The sequence below is a fragment of the Pseudoalteromonas sp. 2CM37A genome (assembly GCF_023161885.1).
Classification (GTDB): domain Bacteria; phylum Pseudomonadota; class Gammaproteobacteria; order Enterobacterales; family Alteromonadaceae; genus Pseudoalteromonas; species Pseudoalteromonas atlantica.
Genome location: NZ_JALNTJ010000001.1, coordinates 641,835 through 659,743 on the forward strand (window position 1 = coordinate 641,835; position 17,909 = coordinate 659,743).

Annotated in this window: 16 protein-coding genes and 2 tRNA genes; 13 read left to right on the forward strand and 5 right to left on the reverse strand. The window is 40.4% G+C overall.

Annotated elements, in window-relative coordinates; all coding sequences use genetic code 11:
• Positions 1–4: 4 nt before the first annotated feature.
• On the reverse strand, positions 5–1,387 hold the full coding sequence (locus MTF68_RS02845; protein WP_004586758.1) for an amidohydrolase: 1,383 nt from the start codon (positions 1,385–1,387) through the stop codon (positions 5–7).
• A 100-nt stretch (positions 1,388–1,487) separates the two neighbouring features.
• A complete protein-coding gene (locus MTF68_RS02850; RefSeq protein WP_055253785.1) occupies positions 1,488–2,273 on the reverse strand; it encodes a hypothetical protein in 786 nt (261 codons plus the stop codon).
• A gap of 250 nt (positions 2,274–2,523) precedes the next feature.
• Between MTF68_RS02850 and MTF68_RS02855 the strand changes: the two genes are divergently transcribed.
• Positions 2,524–2,889: a DUF3718 domain-containing protein gene (locus MTF68_RS02855; protein WP_054982616.1), complete on the forward strand. Its 366-nt coding sequence runs from the start codon at positions 2,524–2,526 to the stop codon at positions 2,887–2,889.
• Between the two features lie 48 nt (positions 2,890–2,937).
• Here MTF68_RS02855 and MTF68_RS02860 read toward each other — a convergent pair whose 3' ends face one another.
• Positions 2,938–3,630, reverse strand: a complete 693-nt coding sequence (locus MTF68_RS02860) for a DUF445 domain-containing protein (RefSeq protein WP_096739530.1) — start codon at positions 3,628–3,630, stop codon at positions 2,938–2,940.
• Positions 3,631–3,739: 109 nt separating this feature from the next.
• Between MTF68_RS02860 and MTF68_RS02865 the strand changes: the two genes are divergently transcribed.
• Both MTF68_RS02865 and MTF68_RS02870 read left to right on the forward strand, forming a co-directional pair.
• A complete protein-coding gene (locus MTF68_RS02865; protein WP_004586762.1) occupies positions 3,740–4,603 on the forward strand; it encodes a fructosamine kinase family protein in 864 nt (287 codons plus the stop codon).
• A 197-nt stretch (positions 4,604–4,800) separates the two neighbouring features.
• Positions 4,801–5,004 (forward strand): CPXCG motif-containing cysteine-rich protein, encoded by a 204-nt coding sequence (locus MTF68_RS02870; RefSeq protein ID WP_004586763.1) that lies wholly within the window; start codon positions 4,801–4,803, stop codon positions 5,002–5,004.
• Here MTF68_RS02870 and MTF68_RS02875 read toward each other — a convergent pair.
• The gene (locus tag MTF68_RS02875) at positions 5,001–5,627 is read right to left on the reverse strand and encodes a riboflavin synthase subunit alpha (RefSeq protein ID WP_248461618.1); all 627 of its coding nucleotides are present in this window, start codon (positions 5,625–5,627) and stop codon (positions 5,001–5,003) included. The two genes, MTF68_RS02870 and MTF68_RS02875, sit on opposite strands and share 4 nt — an antisense overlap.
• Positions 5,628–5,755: 128 nt before the next feature.
• On the opposite strand from MTF68_RS02875, the gene MTF68_RS02880 reads away from it, so the two are divergent.
• The 10 genes from MTF68_RS02880 to MTF68_RS02925 all read left to right on the forward strand — a co-directional run bounded on the left by MTF68_RS02880 (position 5,756) and on the right by MTF68_RS02925 (position 17,155).
• Complete coding sequence (locus MTF68_RS02880; RefSeq protein ID WP_248461619.1) at positions 5,756–7,105, forward strand: MATE family efflux transporter; 1,350 nt, start codon at positions 5,756–5,758, stop codon at positions 7,103–7,105.
• Positions 7,098–8,144, forward strand: a complete 1,047-nt coding sequence (locus MTF68_RS02885) for a DUF3080 family protein (RefSeq protein WP_248461620.1) — start codon at positions 7,098–7,100, stop codon at positions 8,142–8,144. Before MTF68_RS02880 ends, MTF68_RS02885 begins: the two co-directional genes overlap by 8 nt.
• 113 nt (positions 8,145–8,257) lie before the next feature.
• A tRNA-Val gene (locus MTF68_RS02890) sits at positions 8,258–8,334 on the forward strand.
• A 45-nt stretch (positions 8,335–8,379) separates the two neighbouring features.
• Positions 8,380–8,456: transfer RNA gene (locus tag MTF68_RS02895), tRNA-Val, on the forward strand.
• A gap of 408 nt (positions 8,457–8,864) precedes the next feature.
• Positions 8,865–10,511 carry a diguanylate cyclase gene (locus MTF68_RS02900; protein WP_248461621.1) on the forward strand — a complete coding sequence of 549 codons (1,647 nt, stop codon included), beginning with the start codon at positions 8,865–8,867 and terminating at the stop codon, positions 10,509–10,511.
• A 248-nt stretch (positions 10,512–10,759) separates the two neighbouring features.
• Complete coding sequence (locus MTF68_RS02905; RefSeq protein WP_055255729.1) at positions 10,760–11,416, forward strand: carbonic anhydrase; 657 nt, start codon at positions 10,760–10,762, stop codon at positions 11,414–11,416.
• Positions 11,417–11,837: 421 nt separating this feature from the next.
• Positions 11,838–14,414, forward strand: coding sequence for a nitrite reductase large subunit NirB (nirB, locus tag MTF68_RS02910; protein WP_121637573.1), 2,577 nt, complete (start codon positions 11,838–11,840; stop codon positions 14,412–14,414).
• Positions 14,401–14,754, forward strand: a complete 354-nt coding sequence (gene nirD, locus MTF68_RS02915) for a nitrite reductase small subunit NirD (RefSeq protein ID WP_024033472.1) — start codon at positions 14,401–14,403, stop codon at positions 14,752–14,754. Before nirB ends, nirD begins: the two co-directional genes overlap by 14 nt.
• 11 nt (positions 14,755–14,765) lie before the next feature.
• The gene (cobA, locus tag MTF68_RS02920) at positions 14,766–15,632 is read left to right on the forward strand and encodes a uroporphyrinogen-III C-methyltransferase (protein WP_248461622.1); all 867 of its coding nucleotides are present in this window, start codon (positions 14,766–14,768) and stop codon (positions 15,630–15,632) included.
• Between the two features lie 269 nt (positions 15,633–15,901).
• Complete coding sequence (locus MTF68_RS02925; protein WP_121638210.1) at positions 15,902–17,155, forward strand: nitrate regulatory protein; 1,254 nt, start codon at positions 15,902–15,904, stop codon at positions 17,153–17,155.
• A gap of 32 nt (positions 17,156–17,187) precedes the next feature.
• On the opposite strand, the gene lepB is transcribed toward MTF68_RS02925, so the two are convergent.
• A complete protein-coding gene (gene lepB / locus MTF68_RS02930; protein ID WP_004586775.1) occupies positions 17,188–17,838 on the reverse strand; it encodes a signal peptidase I in 651 nt (216 codons plus the stop codon).
• Between the last annotated feature and the right edge of the window lie 71 nt (positions 17,839–17,909).

Below are 17,909 nucleotides of genomic sequence, written 5' to 3' on the forward strand. Positions count from 1 at the left end.
CTCCTTATTGTTGACCTAACATAAAATCACTTTGTGCTTGAAATGCGCTATCGTTTCTATCGTAAACTTTTGCGCCATCAATAAATACTTGTTCAGCTTTTGCGTAAACGCTAAATGGGTTTTGGTTCCAAATAACCACATCGCCTTGCTTACCTGCTTCAAGCGAACCAGTTTTATCTTCAATACCTAATGATTTAGCCGCGTTTGAGGTGATCCACTTAATCGCGTGCTGCTCCGAAATATCAAACCCATTTTCGTTTGCACGGTACATTACTTTACCCGCTTCTTGGTTTAAGCGCTGAATAGTGGTGTCTGAGTCAGAATGTACAATGGCGCACGAATTTTTTACCGCATCAACAATAGCTACGTTTTCTTGAACCATGTCGTAGGCTTCCATTTTAAAGCCCCACCAATCTGGCCAAAGTGCAGCACACGAGCCATTTTCAGCCAATAAATCTGCAATTTTATAAGCTTCTACACCGTGATGGAACGTACCTGCGTGATAGCCAAATTCTTTTGAAAGGTCGATCATCATCGCCATTTCTTCAGCTTTATAACAGTGGTTATGAATTAACACTTCACCTTCAATTACCGCGCGAAGAGTATCGTGCTTAATATCGCGAACTGGTGCTTCTGGGTTTAAACCTGCTTCGTAATCGGCGTCGTACTTATCCCATGCACGTTTGTACTCTTGTGCTTCTGCCCATGCCATACGGTAACCAGCCATGTTACCCATACGGGTTGAAGGCAAAGTACCTTGGCGACCATATACGCGTTTTGGGTTTTCACCACAGGCCATTTTTAAGCCATTAGGCGCATCAGGGAATTTCATTGCTTGCATGGTATGCGCAGGAATGTTTTTAAGTGTTACGCCACGGCCACCAAATAAGTTAGCTGAGCCTGGTAAAATTTGTAGTGAAGTAATACCGCCTTCGCGCGCGCGGTTAAAGCCAGGATCTTGAGGCCATACCGAATGCTCTACCCACACCTCAGCAGTATTTGGGCTGGTCATTTCGTTTCCGTCTTGATGAGACTCAACTGATGGGCTTGGGTAAGCACCTAAATGAGAATGTACGTCAATAATACCTGGGGTAACCCATTTTCCCTGTGCATCAATGGTTGCATCTGCATTAGCCGATAAGTCTTTACCTACTTGTTGTACTTTACCATCAACAAGTAACACATCGGCGTCATCTAAGCGCTCGCCAGTGCCAGTAAGTACTGTTGCATTGGTAATTAATGTGCTTTTACTTGCAAGCGGTGTGTAGGTGCTTGGGTATGGGTTTTTATTGATGGTGATTTTTGCATCTTGTGGGCCGTTTTCTTGGCAGCCAACAAGGGCAGCAGCTAAACCAACTGCTAACAATGAGGGAGCAAATTTTTGCATGTTGTTAGGTTCTCCTGTTTTTTTGCTACTTTAGCTAAAGCGGCGTAATAAAGCTAAAAAAACAGGTAAAAAAGCGATTAAATGAGTTAAACGGCTGTAATTATTTTTTTATATAATTGTTATACAGCTTTTCAAGTGCGCCTTCGGTTGTAAGCGATGGGTCTTTGTTTATAAAGTGTTTTACGGTACGAGTTACAAAGTCTGAGTTTTGCTTATGTTGCTTAGCAAAATCCTTAATTAATGTATTGCCATCGCTTGCTGCTGTTACTTTATCATGGCGATGACGATACTGGCTAAGTGCCCTATTAAAGTCGCCGTTATAATCCTCTACCAATATTTTATAAAAGTCACTTTTTTGAACTTTAAGTACGTTAATACAGTAATTTAATGCCTCTTTAAAGTCGGTAAAAACGGTGCCTTCTACATCAAACTCTTTGGTTTTTTCGCGAACGGTCACGCGGGCTTCTTCGGTGGCATATGTAAAGCCTGTAAACGCTAAACGCTCAGATGCCTCTTTACCTAATTTCATACCCGCTTGAATGCTGTGCGCAAATTCGTCACTCATTTCGCTTAATTCGTTTTCTTCCCACATGTTATAAACACGCAGCGCCTTAGCGTACTTATTAGAGAGCTTTTTTTTAAGTTTTGTAAAACGCTCATCTATCGTCATTAGCCTTTCATTATGTAATAAGGCATGGCACTCATAACACGCGGCAATAGAGACAAAGTCGGCCTCTTCGCCTAAATCAATAATGCTCTGTAGCATATGTAACGGCGGGCAATGATCGCGCTCTGTGGCTTCGCATCCACAATAAAAACATTGGTTAAAATGCTTGTGTTCGCAGGCATACGCTTGCTGGTAATAGCTGGCTAACGTTTTGCTCACTTGTTCTCCTAAAAATTAAGCGCGTAAATAATGGGGGCGATAATAGCAGGCTGAGAAAATATGTCAGTAGCTATAAAATAATTTTGCCTAAGTGTGTCAAAAAACACATTTATTAGGGCTTAAATTCAGTCACCTAGCTTAAGTGTGTATTTTTAAACATACCTGCTTACACCTTGTTGCGTTTGGTTAACAGCTTTTTAGTTTAAATCGCTCAATAATAAAGCTGAACCACAAACAATGAGGACTAATTATGAACACGTTAAAAGCTACTTTATGCACAACTATGGTACTAGGCGCTACTTTACTAATTGCAAAACCAGCATTAGCCACCCAATTTGTCGCGGCCGATTCATCGCCAGGTACACAGGCTTGTATGGCTGTTGCAGCTAATAAATCGTACGTAGTACGTAAAGCGTCACGGGATTTAAATATAAGCAAAGCGGTAATGAGCAAAAAGCTGCACTGTAATAACTTATCAATGGGAGACTTTGTTACTTTGTATAACCTTGATAAAAGCGCAAATTATTTAAATATTGATACCAGTACTCGCACATCAATTAAAGATTTAGCTAAATCGTACAACCCAGAAAAAGTAATCATCACAGGGCCAAAATAGTATGGCGTTAACACAAAATTAAGCCTGCTTTGTAAGCAGGCTTAGTTATTAAATAATGGCCGCAATTAAGCCAAATAAACCGCCAAACACACCGCCCCATACTACTAGCCAACCTAAATGCTCACGTATCATAGTTTGAATAATGTCTTTAACCATTTTTGGGGTGAGTTCATTTAAACGCTCATCAACTAATTTAAGTACCGTAGCATGTAAGCTTTGTGCGCTATTCCCTTGCGATAACGTATCGTTTACTAGCGCTTTAAAATCGTCTGTTTGGCTAATTTGCGCAAGTGATAGCTGCATTTTTTCAATAAACTTTTCTCGCATTGGCTCTATAGCCGCTGTGCCACCAAACATACCTAACATACTGCCAAACTGAGATTGCTCTATTACTTGAAGTAGGTTGTCGAATGCAGGGTTTAAATCAACCTTAGTAATAATGCCCTCAAAGTCGATATTAGGTTGTGCTTTGCTAAGTAGGTTATTAATTTTTTGCTCAGAGAAAAACTCAGTCAAAATTAAATTACGAATAGCCACTTTAAAACTTTCAAATTTTAGAGCAATAACACCCGAGCCGTATAGTAAAGGTACTTTTTCAAATAACATATGAACAGCCAATAAGTTTGTGACAGCACCAGATAGCGCAAATAACCCCACCGATAACACAATAGCGTGGTTAAAAAAGTAGCCTATAACTACGCACAAGACAGCAAGCAGATTGGTGATAAAACTTTTGTTCATTGTTACTCCATTAGCATTTTTTATATCGTTAATTTTACAACGATTAGTTTGTTAAATTAATACTTTTTTGCCATAGTTTAAGTATCTGTTTAAAAGGCGAGCAATTGATATGTGGAAAACAGTAAACGAGCACATTAGCCAAGCCATTCATTATGACTTTAAACATACTTACAAACGTCAGCTGCAAAGTACAAATACCGATAAACTCTATCAACTCACCGATGGAAAGCACAATTACCTGGTTAAAATTGCCCTTAAAAGCGAACTAGATCGTCTAGAAAGTGAAGCGATAGGACTTAAGCAGCTCACCCAAAATAGTGTTTTTATGGTGCCCGACTGCATTGTAACAGGTGCTAATATTGAATTTTCGTTTATTGTACTTGAATGGTTAGTACTTGATAAACAGCCCCACACGCATTGGCACGATATGGGTAAACAACTGGCTATGCTGCACCAAAAGCACGACCAAGCAATGTTTGGCTTTGATGTAGATAATTACCTAGCCACCACCGTGCAACCAAACCAGTGGCATAAAAAATGGGACTTATTTTACGCAGAAGAGCGCATAGGCTGGCAACTGCAACTATTAGCCGAAAAAGGCATTCAGCTTGTAGAGCCTGAGCTATTAATTAATTTGGTAAAAGAGCAATTGCACAGCCATATTGTGGAGCCCTCTTTAGTACATGGCGACTTTTGGCGAGGAAATATGGGCTTTATTAAAAATGTACCGACCTTATTTAACCCCGCATGTTATTACGGAGACCGAGAGGTAGATATTGCAATGAGCGAGCTATTTGCCCCCTTACCTGATGATTTTTATAACGCCTATAACGCGCAATACCCATTAAGCGAAAACTATAAAAAGCGCAAAGCTATATACCAACTTTACCCTATTTTAAATCACGCAAATATATTTGCAGGGCACTATCTTACTCAGGCTAAGCAGCATATTGATGAGCTGCTATCGCTTTAAATAATAACGCCTTATAAGGCGTAAAATAACTGTCATAATCGTTGCTTCAGCACTATATTTAAAAAGGATGTTATTTAGGCTCAATACCTTGTTGTTTAGTTCAGTTTTGAGCCATCAAGTTGTTGCTAGTATAACTGCACAACTTAATTAATGCGTATCAACAAGTTAATTCTTACCTTGGTACTATTGGAGTGATTATGAAAGATTTTTTATCACAACGTATCACGTGTCCACACTGTGGCAACCACATACACCTAGACATTGACGCAAGTATGGGGGATCAAGACTACGTAGAAGAATGCAGTGCCTGTTGTAACCCTATTCATTTAAACATGCACATAGACCATGCTCATAAAAAATTAGAGTTACACATAGACAGCGACGATGAACAAATTTTTTAGCCCTGGTGGCGTAAGTAATTTTCTACCGTGTTAATAATGGTATAAGTTTGCTGATCGACTTCTATATTTAGTTCATCACCCACTTGTGCGTTACCTAAATTTGTAATGGCCAGCGTTTCGGGGATCAGGTGTAACCAAAACCCCTGCTCGTCAATTTCGCCCACGGTTAAACTTGCGCCATTTATTGCTACAAAGCCTTTATACAGAACATACTTTTGCCATTTAGTAGGTAAGCTTAACTGAATTTTACAGTTATTTTGTTGCTTAACTATTTGCCCGATATGGGCAGAGCAGTGTATGTGCCCCGACACAATATGCCCACCTAATTCAGTACCAAAGGTTACTGAGCGCTCATAATTAACTAAGCTACCTAGTGCAAGCTTGCCTAAATTAGTTAGTAATAGTGTTTCATCAATTACATCAAAATGTACTTGTGCCACTACATCGTGGTTACTTAATTCAACTTTAACCACTGTTAAACAACAGCCATTAATTGCAATGCTCGCACCTAAATCTAAATGTTTAACGTATTCATCACCTACCGATACAACCAAACGTAAAACCCCTTCGGTGTGCGTGGTAGATACAACAGTAGCTTGAGTTTGAACGATTCCTGTAAACATAAAATCACTTAAAATTATTACAAAGTGCTAGTTTAACGTATCAACTCGTAAAATCATTCACTACAGTGATTTTTATTTGAAACACAATCGATTACAATTGCGCCCTGTTTTATCAAATAGCTGTTTTTATGACCTTTAGTAGCTGGGAAGCCAAACGTTTAATCACCCTTGCCGTACCTGTATTTTTAGCACAAGTAACACTCGTTTTAATGTCGGTGGTCGACACCATTATGGCAGGCCAAGTAAGCCCAACAGATTTGGCTGCGCTGTCGATTGCAACCGGTATATGGAACCCGTTATTACTGGCACTGCAAGGTATTTTGCTCGCGTTAACCGGTATTATTGCCCAATTTGCGGGCGCTAATGATAAAAAAGGCATTAGCCATTATTTTCAGCAAGCTCTGTATTTAACCGCTATTTTAAGCGCAATTGGTTTTGGTATAGCCAACCTAGCCGATATAGTGATTTTAAAACTCGATACAACCCCCGCTATCGCAAGCCTTGCGTACGACTATATCCATTTTGTGAAATGGGGAGCCTTTGGCTTTTTAATTTTTACCGTTTATCGCAATATGACCGAAGGCATGGGGATGACAAAACCCGCTTTTTATATCAGTTTACTGGGCCTTGGCGTTAATATTCCGGCTAACTATATTTTTATAAATGGTTTATTTGGCTTACCAGCCTTCGGCGGCGCTGGTTGTGGCATTGCTACGGCATTGGTACTAACTGTAATGGCTGTTGCACAAGTAACGTATTGCCAGTTTAGTAAAAAAATCGATGCAAAAGCCCTGCTGGCAAATTTTGAAAAGCCCAATATTAAAACCATTGGGATTATTACTAAATTAGGTATACCCATTTCGTTGGCTACCTTTTTTGAAATTACGCTATTTGCGTGTATACCTTTATTTATTGCACACTTAGGTGCTGTTGCAGTGTCGGGCCATCAAATTGCGGGAAGCGTGACCGCGTTATTATTTATGATGCCACTGAGCTTATCTATCGCCATTAGTATTCGTATTGGTAATTTATTTGGTCAAAACCATTTAAGCCAATTAAAAACTGCTATATCAACCAGCTACATATTAGCCATTGCTATTGCGTTATTTTTAGCTTTTATAACCTTTATTGGCCGCGATTTAATAAGCCAACTATACACCGACAGCCCAGCCGTTATTGCATTAGCGACCTCAATTATGATTTTGGCATGTATTTATCAAATACCTGATGCACTTCAAGTCGCTGCGAACGGCATTTTAAGAGGTTTAAAACATACGCAGCCTATATCGTATATAACGTTTATATCTTACTGGTTAATCGGTTTTGCTTTAGGCTACGTATTGGGAAGAACAGATTTAATTGTGCCCGCCATGGGGCCGCACGGTTTTTGGATAGGTATTATTTTTGGTTTAACCGTTGCTGCTGTATGGCTTATGTTCACCGTTAATAAGCGATTAAAGCAGGCGCCATTTGTATAAAAAAGCACTTACATTAATACCAAGCAAAACATGGTTAAGCTATATATTAGCGGTGTGTTGCGCCGTGCTTGCTGGGTGTTCAAAAGCGCCTAGCAACACTTATCAAACATACATAGCACGCTTAAGTAATACCCTTGAAGCCCAAGCCCCTGGTTTAAGTAAACCTGAAGCAATTAGCCCGCTTTTACCCCCTAACACGCTTTTAAACACCACCACCATTAGCTTGATTGAACTTGCCAGCTTAAGCCATTGTAAGCTCAGCTTACTTATTAGTGAACACAACAATCAGCTAGGTAAAACGGCCGGACATGCCGGTGTTTTAAAGTATCAAATAGAGTTTGTGCAAAATGCACAGCAGTGCTTAAGCACGCTTAAGCCTGACTCAGCAGTTTATAAAACCTTGTTAAAAGCAAAAACACATAAAGAGCAAACACTAAACCACTACTTTAATTTAATGTTGTATAACGAATTTGAGCTAAAAAACACGTGGCAAGCTAGCAGCTCAGAGCTTTCTGCTTCCCCTGCAGGGTTTAGCGACACGGTAGCGGCCATGCAGCAGCTTGCACTCATAAAACAACACATACTCAATAAACACTACTTAAAAATTAACTCCGCAGACATTTTTAACGCGTTAGAGCAGCTGAATAAGTACCGTTTTAACCAATTACTCATTTACTCTGCACGCCTGCAAATAGCGTTTAATAATTCAGCCACGCGATTTATCGAATCGCAATCCATTGATGAAATATGCCCAGCAGGAAAAAATAAAAAAATAGCCACTATCGTCAGTAACGTGTTTCAAAAGTATTTCCTTAAAGAAATACAGCCTTATCAGGCTAATTTAGCAGGCTACCTTGAAACACTTTTACCTTTGTATAACCAACTGTGGTTTGACCAAGCCATAACAAATAAGCAAATAAATACTTTAATAGCGCTGGATTCACAAAACAATCTACTAAACCAGCTTAAAGGCTCAGCCAAAAAACACGTTACCTGGTGGCAAAACTTTTATAAAACGTGTGAAATCAGCCCAATATGAATAAAAAAACGGCAAATAAACGTAAAAGCAACAAACTTGCTTGATTCACCACTCACCACGCTATATATTAGCGGCCGCTGATAATTAAATTTATCGCATCTTAATTAGGTAATACGACCGTAGCTCAGTTGGTTAGAGCGCTACCTTGACATGGTAGAGGTCGGTGGTTCGAATCCACTCGGTCGTACCAAATTTATTCTTCCCTCTGAATAAATATAATTAAGATACTATTTGTACGACTGTAGCTCAGTTGGTTAGAGCGCTACCTTGACATGGTAGAGGTCGGTGGTTCGAATCCACTCAGTCGTACCAAAATTATCCTACCCCTCCGAATAAATATAATTAAGATACTACTTGTACGACTGTAGCTCAGTTGGTTAGTGCGCTACCTACTCTCTATGCCCACGCCGAAATCGGTGGTTCGAATCCACTCTGTCGTATCAAATTTATTCATTCCACTGAATCAATTTAATTAAGCAATTAATAGTTCAATCATAGCTCAGTTGGTTAGAGCACTACCTACTTTAAATCCTAACTAATACTGCAAACACCCGCAGTGTTTATAAATTCGTTTAAACAAAAACGCCCTCCTATTACTTATTTATTAATGCAGTTTGTTATTTAAAGCCAAATTAAGCCATTACTTAAAGGCGATAATTTTGTTTGATTTATATACTATTTGTTTACAATTTGATTATAATCGCTTAGTGGGTTTTTAAAGTGAGTTTAGGTATGGTGCGGGTTGGTATATTAACAGTATTCTTTTTCTGTGCTTTGTTTAGCCCGCTAACACCTGCTTATACACTTAATAACAACATTACCCTAGAGGATGATAACCTGTGGCGCCCTGTCATAGCATTCAATGCGCCTCCTTCTGCACAGCAAGTAATTACATCTTATAAAAACGCTAGTGAAACGAGTAACCTGCTCGGTAAAAGTGGCGCTGTAATAACAAAAATTGCGTTAAATAACCCCACCACTGGAGCTTGGTATGTGCTGCCGCAAGCCAATTTTATCGACGTTGGTTTAGCCTATTGGCAAACCGAACAGGGGGATATAGTTAAGCTTGCTGATTTTTCGCAGTCTCACGTTAATCAACCGGCAATTTTAATGCATGGACAAGCATTTAAACTGCCCTTCTATGCGCCAAGCAGTGGCTATTTATGGATATATTTAGAAGCCAAACACTATCCAACGCCGGTTGATTTAAGTATTTTAAGCGAAGGTGTATTTTTGCATCATCAGTTTTATATAAACTCATTAAGCCTTATTACTATTTCTGTCATGCTCACTTTAGCAATGATGGCCTTTGTAATGTTTTTAAGAGTAAAGCAAAAAGTGGCCTTGTTTTGTGCTGGGTATGTCGGTTTGCACGGTCTTGGCTGGGCGTTTGCTTCGGGCGCTGTAAATACAATTTATGCCAGCCCCTCTTTTAATAAACATTACTTAGGGATTTATTTATTTGCCTTTGCTGTGAGTTGCGCAGCAGCATTTACCTACTACCTGTTTAACTTCGATAAAGAAAAAGCCAATAAGCTTGGGAGTGCTTTAAAATACTTTACCGTTAGTGCATTTGTATGTGGTATCTGCAGTCTATTTATGCCTTTTTATTTAGTGTTTTATATCGCGCACTTTTTAGCAGCCGTATGGGTTATGCTTAGCTTAACCACCGGGTTTGCTATGCTTAGCCTGAACGATTTTAGAGCCAAGTATTTTTTATTTGGAAATATGCTCTATAGCCTGTCATTAGTAGTATACGTTGCGTTTCATTTTGATTTAATAAATGCGACCTCTTCAGAAATACTTGTACTGTTAGCCTTAGCAATAGATTGTGTGTGTATTGTGCTCTCTTTGTCTGAGTGGCTAAAGTTAAAACAGCACGAATTTAGTACCTTGTTACATGAATCTCGCTTTGATCCTCTAACCCAAGTTGGCAATCGACTACTATTAAATGATGAGCTGATTAAACTTGCACATAGTGCTTACATCATTGTGTTTATAGATTGTGATGGAATAAAAAAAATAAACGATGCGCTTGGGCACGCCAAAGGTGATGCGTTTTTAATTAATGCTGCAAAATTAATGACACAGCATCTAGCGCAAGACGGCACCGTATTTAGAACCGGGGGCGATGAATTTATTTGGTTATGTAAAGTCAAAAACAAATCACACCTTCCCCAACTAAAAACCACACTTACCCAGAAGCTCACCGCATTACATCGCACTATTCAACAGCAATGGCCGCAATCAGGTATTAGTTATGGCATAGCATCTAGCGATGAGTGCCAAAGCCATACTGAGTGTTTAATCTTAGCGGATCAGCGCATGTATAACTTAAAATCAGCCCATAAACTTAAAGCAAGTTAAGCTAATAACCTTCTCAACCACCTTTTTCGCCACTTACCGCCTTTTATTTTACTCGAAGCCTCTGCTAGGTACGATCATGTATACGCCAATAACTTCATGCACGTGTGTCGCCCTTTGTTCGCGAGTATGAAATTTATTAAACAGTGTAATAGTACAAAACAAACAAGAACAAAGTTATAATGGCGCTAATTTGTCAGGCGAATAAAGCTATAAATAACACGATTAAATTACACCAATAGGAGTTGTACATGGAACATATTATTTCGGGCGTGGCTAAGTTTCAAAAAGAAGTTTACCCATCAAAAAAAGCAGCGTTTCAAAAACTAGCCAATGGTCAAAACCCAGAAGTGTTATTTATCACCTGTGCCGACTCGCGTATTGATCCTAACTTAGTGACTCAAACTGAACCCGGTGAATTATTTATTTGTCGTAACGCGGGCAATATTATCCCGCCACATAGTAATCAAACCGGCGGTATGACAGCCTCAATTGAATTTGCGGTGGCTGCACTGGGCGTATCGCACATTATTATTTGTGGACACTCGGATTGTGGCGCAATGAAAGGCGCTATAAATACTGAAGGTTTATCAAGCTTACCGCACGTTAAAGAGTGGCTTGGCCACAGCCGCGTAGCAACTGAAGTTGTAAAAGAAAAATGCGGTTGCGCAGAGCTAAACAATAACGACCACCTAGGCTTAGTAATTGAAGAAAACGTAGTACAACAACTACAGCATATAAAAACACACCCTGCTGTGGCTGCAAAAATTGCAACCGGTCAAGTTAAGCTACACGGTTGGGTATATGATATAGAATCTGCAGAAATTAAAACCTACGATGAAGCAACGGGCAGCTTTAAACCTGTTGAAGATACCGATGTAGAAACCCTGGCGAAGCAAAGCAAGTAAAGCCGCTTTACAGAATTAATGCGCTTACTGTTATTTTTATCTCAAAATAACAGAGCGCATTTTTTATTTAGAGCCTAAACGCTTACCCCTCGTTATTAGTTAACGGCACAAAATGCACTTTTGTTGACTAAACACCACATTGTAGCCTCATTATGTGCACTCCCATAGTGCTAGCACCGCACCAAAACAACTCAAATATGTGTAAGTAAAACCATTTAAAAGTAATGTAGCTATTAAAAAACAAACACTTATAAAAATGGCCGTGTTTTTGCTTATATGATAACCATACCGTTCGTTATTAAAACGACACACATTTAGGTTGTTATGACCACAGGCAAAGAAGCCCGCTCGCAGTTGCATTAATTTGTAACTGTGGCGGGTTTTTTTGTTTTTAAATTAAACCGTCATTGAGGGGATACCAATGCAAACACCAACAAAAATACTCATTATTGGGAATGGGATGGTTGGGCACCATTTTGTAGAGCAAATGCGCCAAAGCGACGCTAACGCGCACATTACCGTACTGTGTGGAGAAGCAAATTTAGCTTATGACCGTGTTTACTTATCCAGCGTGTTTGATGGTAAAACAGCCGCCGATTTAGCCCTAACCACCTTTGATAATTATCAGCAGTTAAATATAAATGTGCATACTAACCAGTGGGTTAATGAAATAGATAAAACAAACAAGGTAGTTAGCACTCAAACCGGTGATAAATTTAATTACGATAAACTTATTTTAGCAACAGGCTCGTACCCGTTTGTGCCGCCAATTAAAGGGAATGACCAACCCCATTGCTTGGTTTACCGTACCCTAGAAGATTTAGAGCAAATAAAAGCAAGCGCTGCACAAAGTAAAAGTGGCGTAGTGATAGGTGGCGGCTTATTAGGGCTTGAAGCAGCTAATGCAATTAAGCAACTTGGGCTTGATACTCATGTAGTTGAGTTTGCACCCCAACTCATGGCGGTACAACTTGATGAACAAGGTGGCACGCTGTTAAAAAACAAAATTGAAAAATTGGGCGTAAGCGTGCATACCGCTAAAGCCACCAGCGAAATAGTAAAAGGCGAAACGAGCCGTTACAGACTAAATTTTTCAGATGACACGTTTTTAGAAACCGACTTAATTTTGTTCTCGGCCGGTATTCGCCCATACGATGAGCTTGGCAAAGTGGCCGAACTTGAATTAGGGCAACGTGGCGGCATTGTAATAAATAACCAATGCCAGACATCAAACCCAGATATATATGCTATTGGCGAATGTGCCTTGTGGGACAAAAAGCTTTTTGGCCTAGTCGCTCCGGGTTATAACATGGCTCGCGTGGTTGCAAGCCAACTTACAGGCGGCGAACTTGAGTTTTTAGGTGCCGATATGAGCACAAAATTAAAACTACTCGGGGTAGAGGTAGGCTCAATTGGCGATGCCCACGCTAAAACCCCCGATTGCAAAGAGCTAATTTATCAAGATCCTATTCGTGATTGTTATAAAAAAATTATTTTAAATGAGGCAGGCAACAAGTTATTAGGCGCAGTGCTTGTTGGCGATACTAGCGATTACGACACACTGTTGCAGTACATGTTAAACGACATGGTATTACCCGCACACCCTGAGTGCCTCATTTTACCTGATAGCGAAGGAGCACCTGTTTTAGCGGGAAATGCCCTGCCCGATACTGCTACTATTTGTTCGTGTCACAATGTAAGCAAAGGCGACATTGTGGGTGCAATTGATGGCGGCTCATGCGATTTATCTGCAGTTAAAGCTTGTACCAAAGCCGCCAGCGGCTGTGGTGGTTGTGCCGCATTATTAAAATCGGTAGTCGACAGTGAACTTCAAAGCCGTGGGGTTGAAGTTAACAACCATGTGTGTGAACACTTTGCTTTTTCGCGCCAAGAGTTACTGCATTTAGTAAAAGTAGAAAGCATTAAAACTTTTGATGATTTGCTCGCTAAACATGGCAGCGGTCATCACGGCTGTGAAATATGCAAACCTGCAGTGGCCTCTATTTTAGCTTCAACGTGGAATGAGTTTATTTTAGAACCCGCTCATGTTGGCCTGCAAGATACCAACGACACTTACCTTGCAAATATGCAAAAAGATGGCTCTTACTCTGTCGTGCCCCGTATAGCGGGTGGTGAAATTACCCCCGACAAACTTATTGTTATTGGCCAAGTTGCCAAAGACTTTAACCTCTATTGTAAAGTCACAGGTGGGCAGCGTATCGACTTATTTGGCGCACGCCTTGAAGAGCTCCCTATTATTTGGGAAAGACTTATTGCAGCCGGTTTTGAAACCGGTCACGCTTATGGTAAATCGCTCAGAACCGTTAAATCGTGTGTTGGCAGTACGTGGTGTCGCTATGGCGTACAAGACAGTGTTGGCCACGCGATTGCGATTGAAAACCGCTACAAAGGTTTACGCGCCCCGCATAAATTTAAAATGGCCGTATCGGGTTGTACTCGCGAATGCGCTGAGGCACAAAGCAAAGATATAGGCGTAATAGCAACCGAAAATGGCTGGAACTTATACGTATGTGGAAATGGCGGTATGCGCCCGCGCCATGCTGATTTATTTGCTACCGATTTAGATACCGAAACACTCATTAAATACATTGACCGCGTGATCATGTTTTACATTAAAACCGCCGATAAACTGCAGCGCACCTCAGTGTGGATGGAAAATTTAGAAGGCGGGTTAGATTATTTAAAAAGCGTAGTAATAGACGACAGCCTAAGTATTTGCCATGAGCTTGAAACGCAAATGGCGCTTATAACTAAAACTTACGCCTGCGAATGGAAAAAAGCAGTCGAAAGTCCAGAGGCCTCAAAGCGGTTCCGCCAATTTATTAATAGCCCAGATGCCGATAGCAATATTTTATTTGTACAAGAGCGCAACCAAATTCGCCCTGCAACTGAGTCTGAAAAACGTAACCAGCAAAATTCGACAAACCGTATCCCCGTAATGGAAATTGAGCAGGAGCAAGCTGATGTATTGGCATAAAATTGGAACAACCGACGACCTAGTTGCTAATAGTGGCGTATGCGCATTAGTAAACAACCAGCAAGTGGCCATATTTTATGTTCCACAAAATAGTGAGCCTGTGTTAGCCATTAGCAACTACGACCCGATAGGCAAAGCCAATGTACTATCGCGCGGCATTATTGGCTCTATTGATGGAAAATTAGTAGTGGCCTCCCCTTTGTATAAGCAACATTTTTGTTTAAATACCGGCGAGTGCCTAGAAGCAGAGGCAATACAGCTCCCCGTATTTGAAGCCAAAATAGACAATGGCAATGTCTTTGTTAGCGCTGAGCCAAAAGCCATTACAGCGTTAGCATAAGGAGCAATAAAATGAGTGTTCTTTCGTATTTTTCGGGTATTGAAAGCCCATGGCTAAACAAGTTTGTTAATAAACTCACTCAAGATGCAAAGCACAAAGCTAAACATCAAAAAAACGGCCACGTGTATTTAATAGGGGCAGGCCCGGGCGATGCTGAGCTTATAACTGTAAAAGCGCAGCGCCTGATTGCAGCAGCCGACGTGGTATTGTACGACAGCCTAGTTAGTGAAGCGCTTTTAAATACACTGCCTAAACATGCGCAGCGAGTGTATGTAGGTAAACGCGCAAGCAAGCACTCTATGCCACAAGCTGCCATTAGTGACCTATTAGTAAAATACGCACAACAAGGGTTTAAAGTTGTTCGTTTAAAAGGTGGCGATCCGAGTATTTTTGCGCGTATTAATGAAGAAGCCAACGCCCTATCAGAGCATAATATTAATTTTGCTATTGTCCCGGGCGTTACCACCGCGTGTGCAGCCTCGGCTTATACCGGCATACCGCTTACTGCTCGTGATGTGGCCCGAAGTGTTACATTTTTAACGGCGCAATTTGCCGATCCTAATAAACTCCCTAATTGGCACAACTACACCTATGTACAAGGCTCTAACAACCCCACGCTAGTCGTCTATATGGGTTTAGGACGTTTAAACGCATTAAGTACTGGTTTGCAATCGGTTGGCTGGCCTAAAACAACCCCTATCGCATTGATAGAAAATGCCACCACCAACCAGCAAAAAATAATAACCAGCACGCTTGGGCAAATTATTAGCGAAAGTGCGGTGCATACATTAACAGGCCCTACGCTAATTATGGTTGGCGAGGTAATAAATCATCAAATGGCTATCAGCCCAGCGTTGCTGCAATGTAGTAACGCATAAATTCCCCCTCTGGTGTTTGCTCTGTGCAGTTTACAGAGTAAACACTTTTTTCCCCTAATTCATGAAGGGCGCAATCGAGTGCAAAAACAACTATTTTTGCACCAAAAAGGTTTATTCCTGTAATAAGGACAGATAAGCTAAAATGGGAACAAATAACAAGTATGGCTTTAAGCAGCTGTTTTAATTTAATTTTAAATTCAATCGAAAATTTTTTAAATGATTGGAACAGTGGTTGCACTTTATATACAAAAAAGTGTGGAACAAGTCCTATGTTATCGAGCAATCCTCTCACAAAACAGTTTTTATTAGCAGCAAAATACCAAGAAATTCATGCCTTAAAACAGCTTCAAAAAAGCTGTGCATCGCTTACTAAACTGGGCGATTTTATACACCAGTTACAAAAAGAGCGTGGCATGAGCAATATTTACTTAGCCTCTAATCGCAAACGTTTTGCTTCGCAGTTAAAACAACAAATTAGCTTAACAGAGCAAACGCAAACGCAGTTTTACCACTCAATTAAAACGACCTTTATTACCGATAACGCCGATACGGGCCACACCCGTTTGTACAATTTAATTACCCATAGTTTGCAATCGTTAGAGGCGCTGCCAGAGCTGCGACAACAAATAGCAAATCAAAAAATTACCCCTGTGCATGCAACTCAATCGTATACGCAGCTTATTTCGTGTTTGCTAAATATAATTTTAGAAGCCGCCGATGGCGCAAGCGACCCGCGCGTTACACGATTGCTAGTGGCTTATTTTAATTTTATGCAAGGTAAAGAATACGCCGGACAAGAACGTGCCTGTGGCGCGCAAGCGTTTGCATCAAGTAAGTTTACCATGGAGCAAAAACAACAGCTTGCTCATTTTGTTCAACAACAGCACCACAGCTTTACGTTTTTTAACGAATACGCCGACGAACACGTATTAAAATGCTATCGCTCGTTAACTGATCACCCCGTAAATAAGCAAGTGGATCAGCTACGCGGGCTTTTACAAAATTTAGATGACGAAAATGCGCAGCCGCTTTCTCAGCTTAGTGAGGTGTGGTACGAGGTAACAACAACGCGTATCGATATTATGCACAAAATTGAGCAAAACCTCAGTGACTACCTTATTGACTCTGCAGCAATGCAAATTGCTCAGGCGCAGCGCACTTTAAATTCAAATAAACAGGTTATAAGCAGCCTTGAAGAACAATACATGCCAATGACCGACGGCCAACTCGCGTTTAAACAAAATACCCCCCAAAATACCGCTGCTAATAAACTCAATAGTAATAAAAGCATGTACGACCTAATCATGGAGCAAAGCCAACATATTAAGCAAATAAACCAGGCTTTAGTTGATGCTAAACGGGTAATAACAGAACAAAAAATAATACATCAGGCAAAGTATATTTTAATAGAGCAGCTAAGCCTTAGCGAAGAGCAAGCTCATAAAAAGTTGCAAAAGCAAGCAATGGACTCGCACTGCTCGCTTTATAATATTGCGCAAAAAATTGTAGAGCTAAGCGATTAACATCGGGCGTGTGGTTAGCGCCCAAAACCGCCTTAAAGTAAGGGTTTTAAAAAGCGGTTTTTACGAGGTAAGTAATAATCGTCGTAATCAAGCGACACAATAATGCGCTCTGCTTTGCCAAGTAGTTCGCTGCGGGGGATTAAACCAATAACACGCGAGTCAGCACTGTGGTCGCGGTTATCACCCATTGCTAAATAATAATCTTCAGGAATAGTTATTTTATTAAAACCCGATAGCTGCGAAGGCGTATGCGCAACACGAATCGTGTGTTTGTGGCCATTTAAATCTTCTATTTTATCTAAAGAGTCAATATTGCTTTGCAAGTTATTGTATTTAAGTTTAACGCCATTAATTTCTAGCTCGTTGTTATAAAGCGCTACCGTATCGCCTGGCACACCAATTACGCGTTTAATTAACCGGTTATCAGCAGCTTGTGAGTCAAATACAATAATATCGCCTGTTTGTGGGTCGGCTAATTTAACTAAAGGAATATGCGTAAAAGGGATGCGTATATCATAAGCCATTTTATCGGTTAAGATTCTGTCGCCTTCTAAGATGGTGGGTTTCATCGAGCCTGTCGGTACTTCATACCAATCGGCAACTGCGCTTCTAAACACGCTCATCAGCGCAATAAATAAAATTAACGAACGGTTATTTTTCCAAAATTTATAAAGTGGCTTCATACCTAGTCCCTACCTATCATAAGTAATAGTATGACTAGCTTAATACCAAGCAGTTCAATGAATAATGTAAC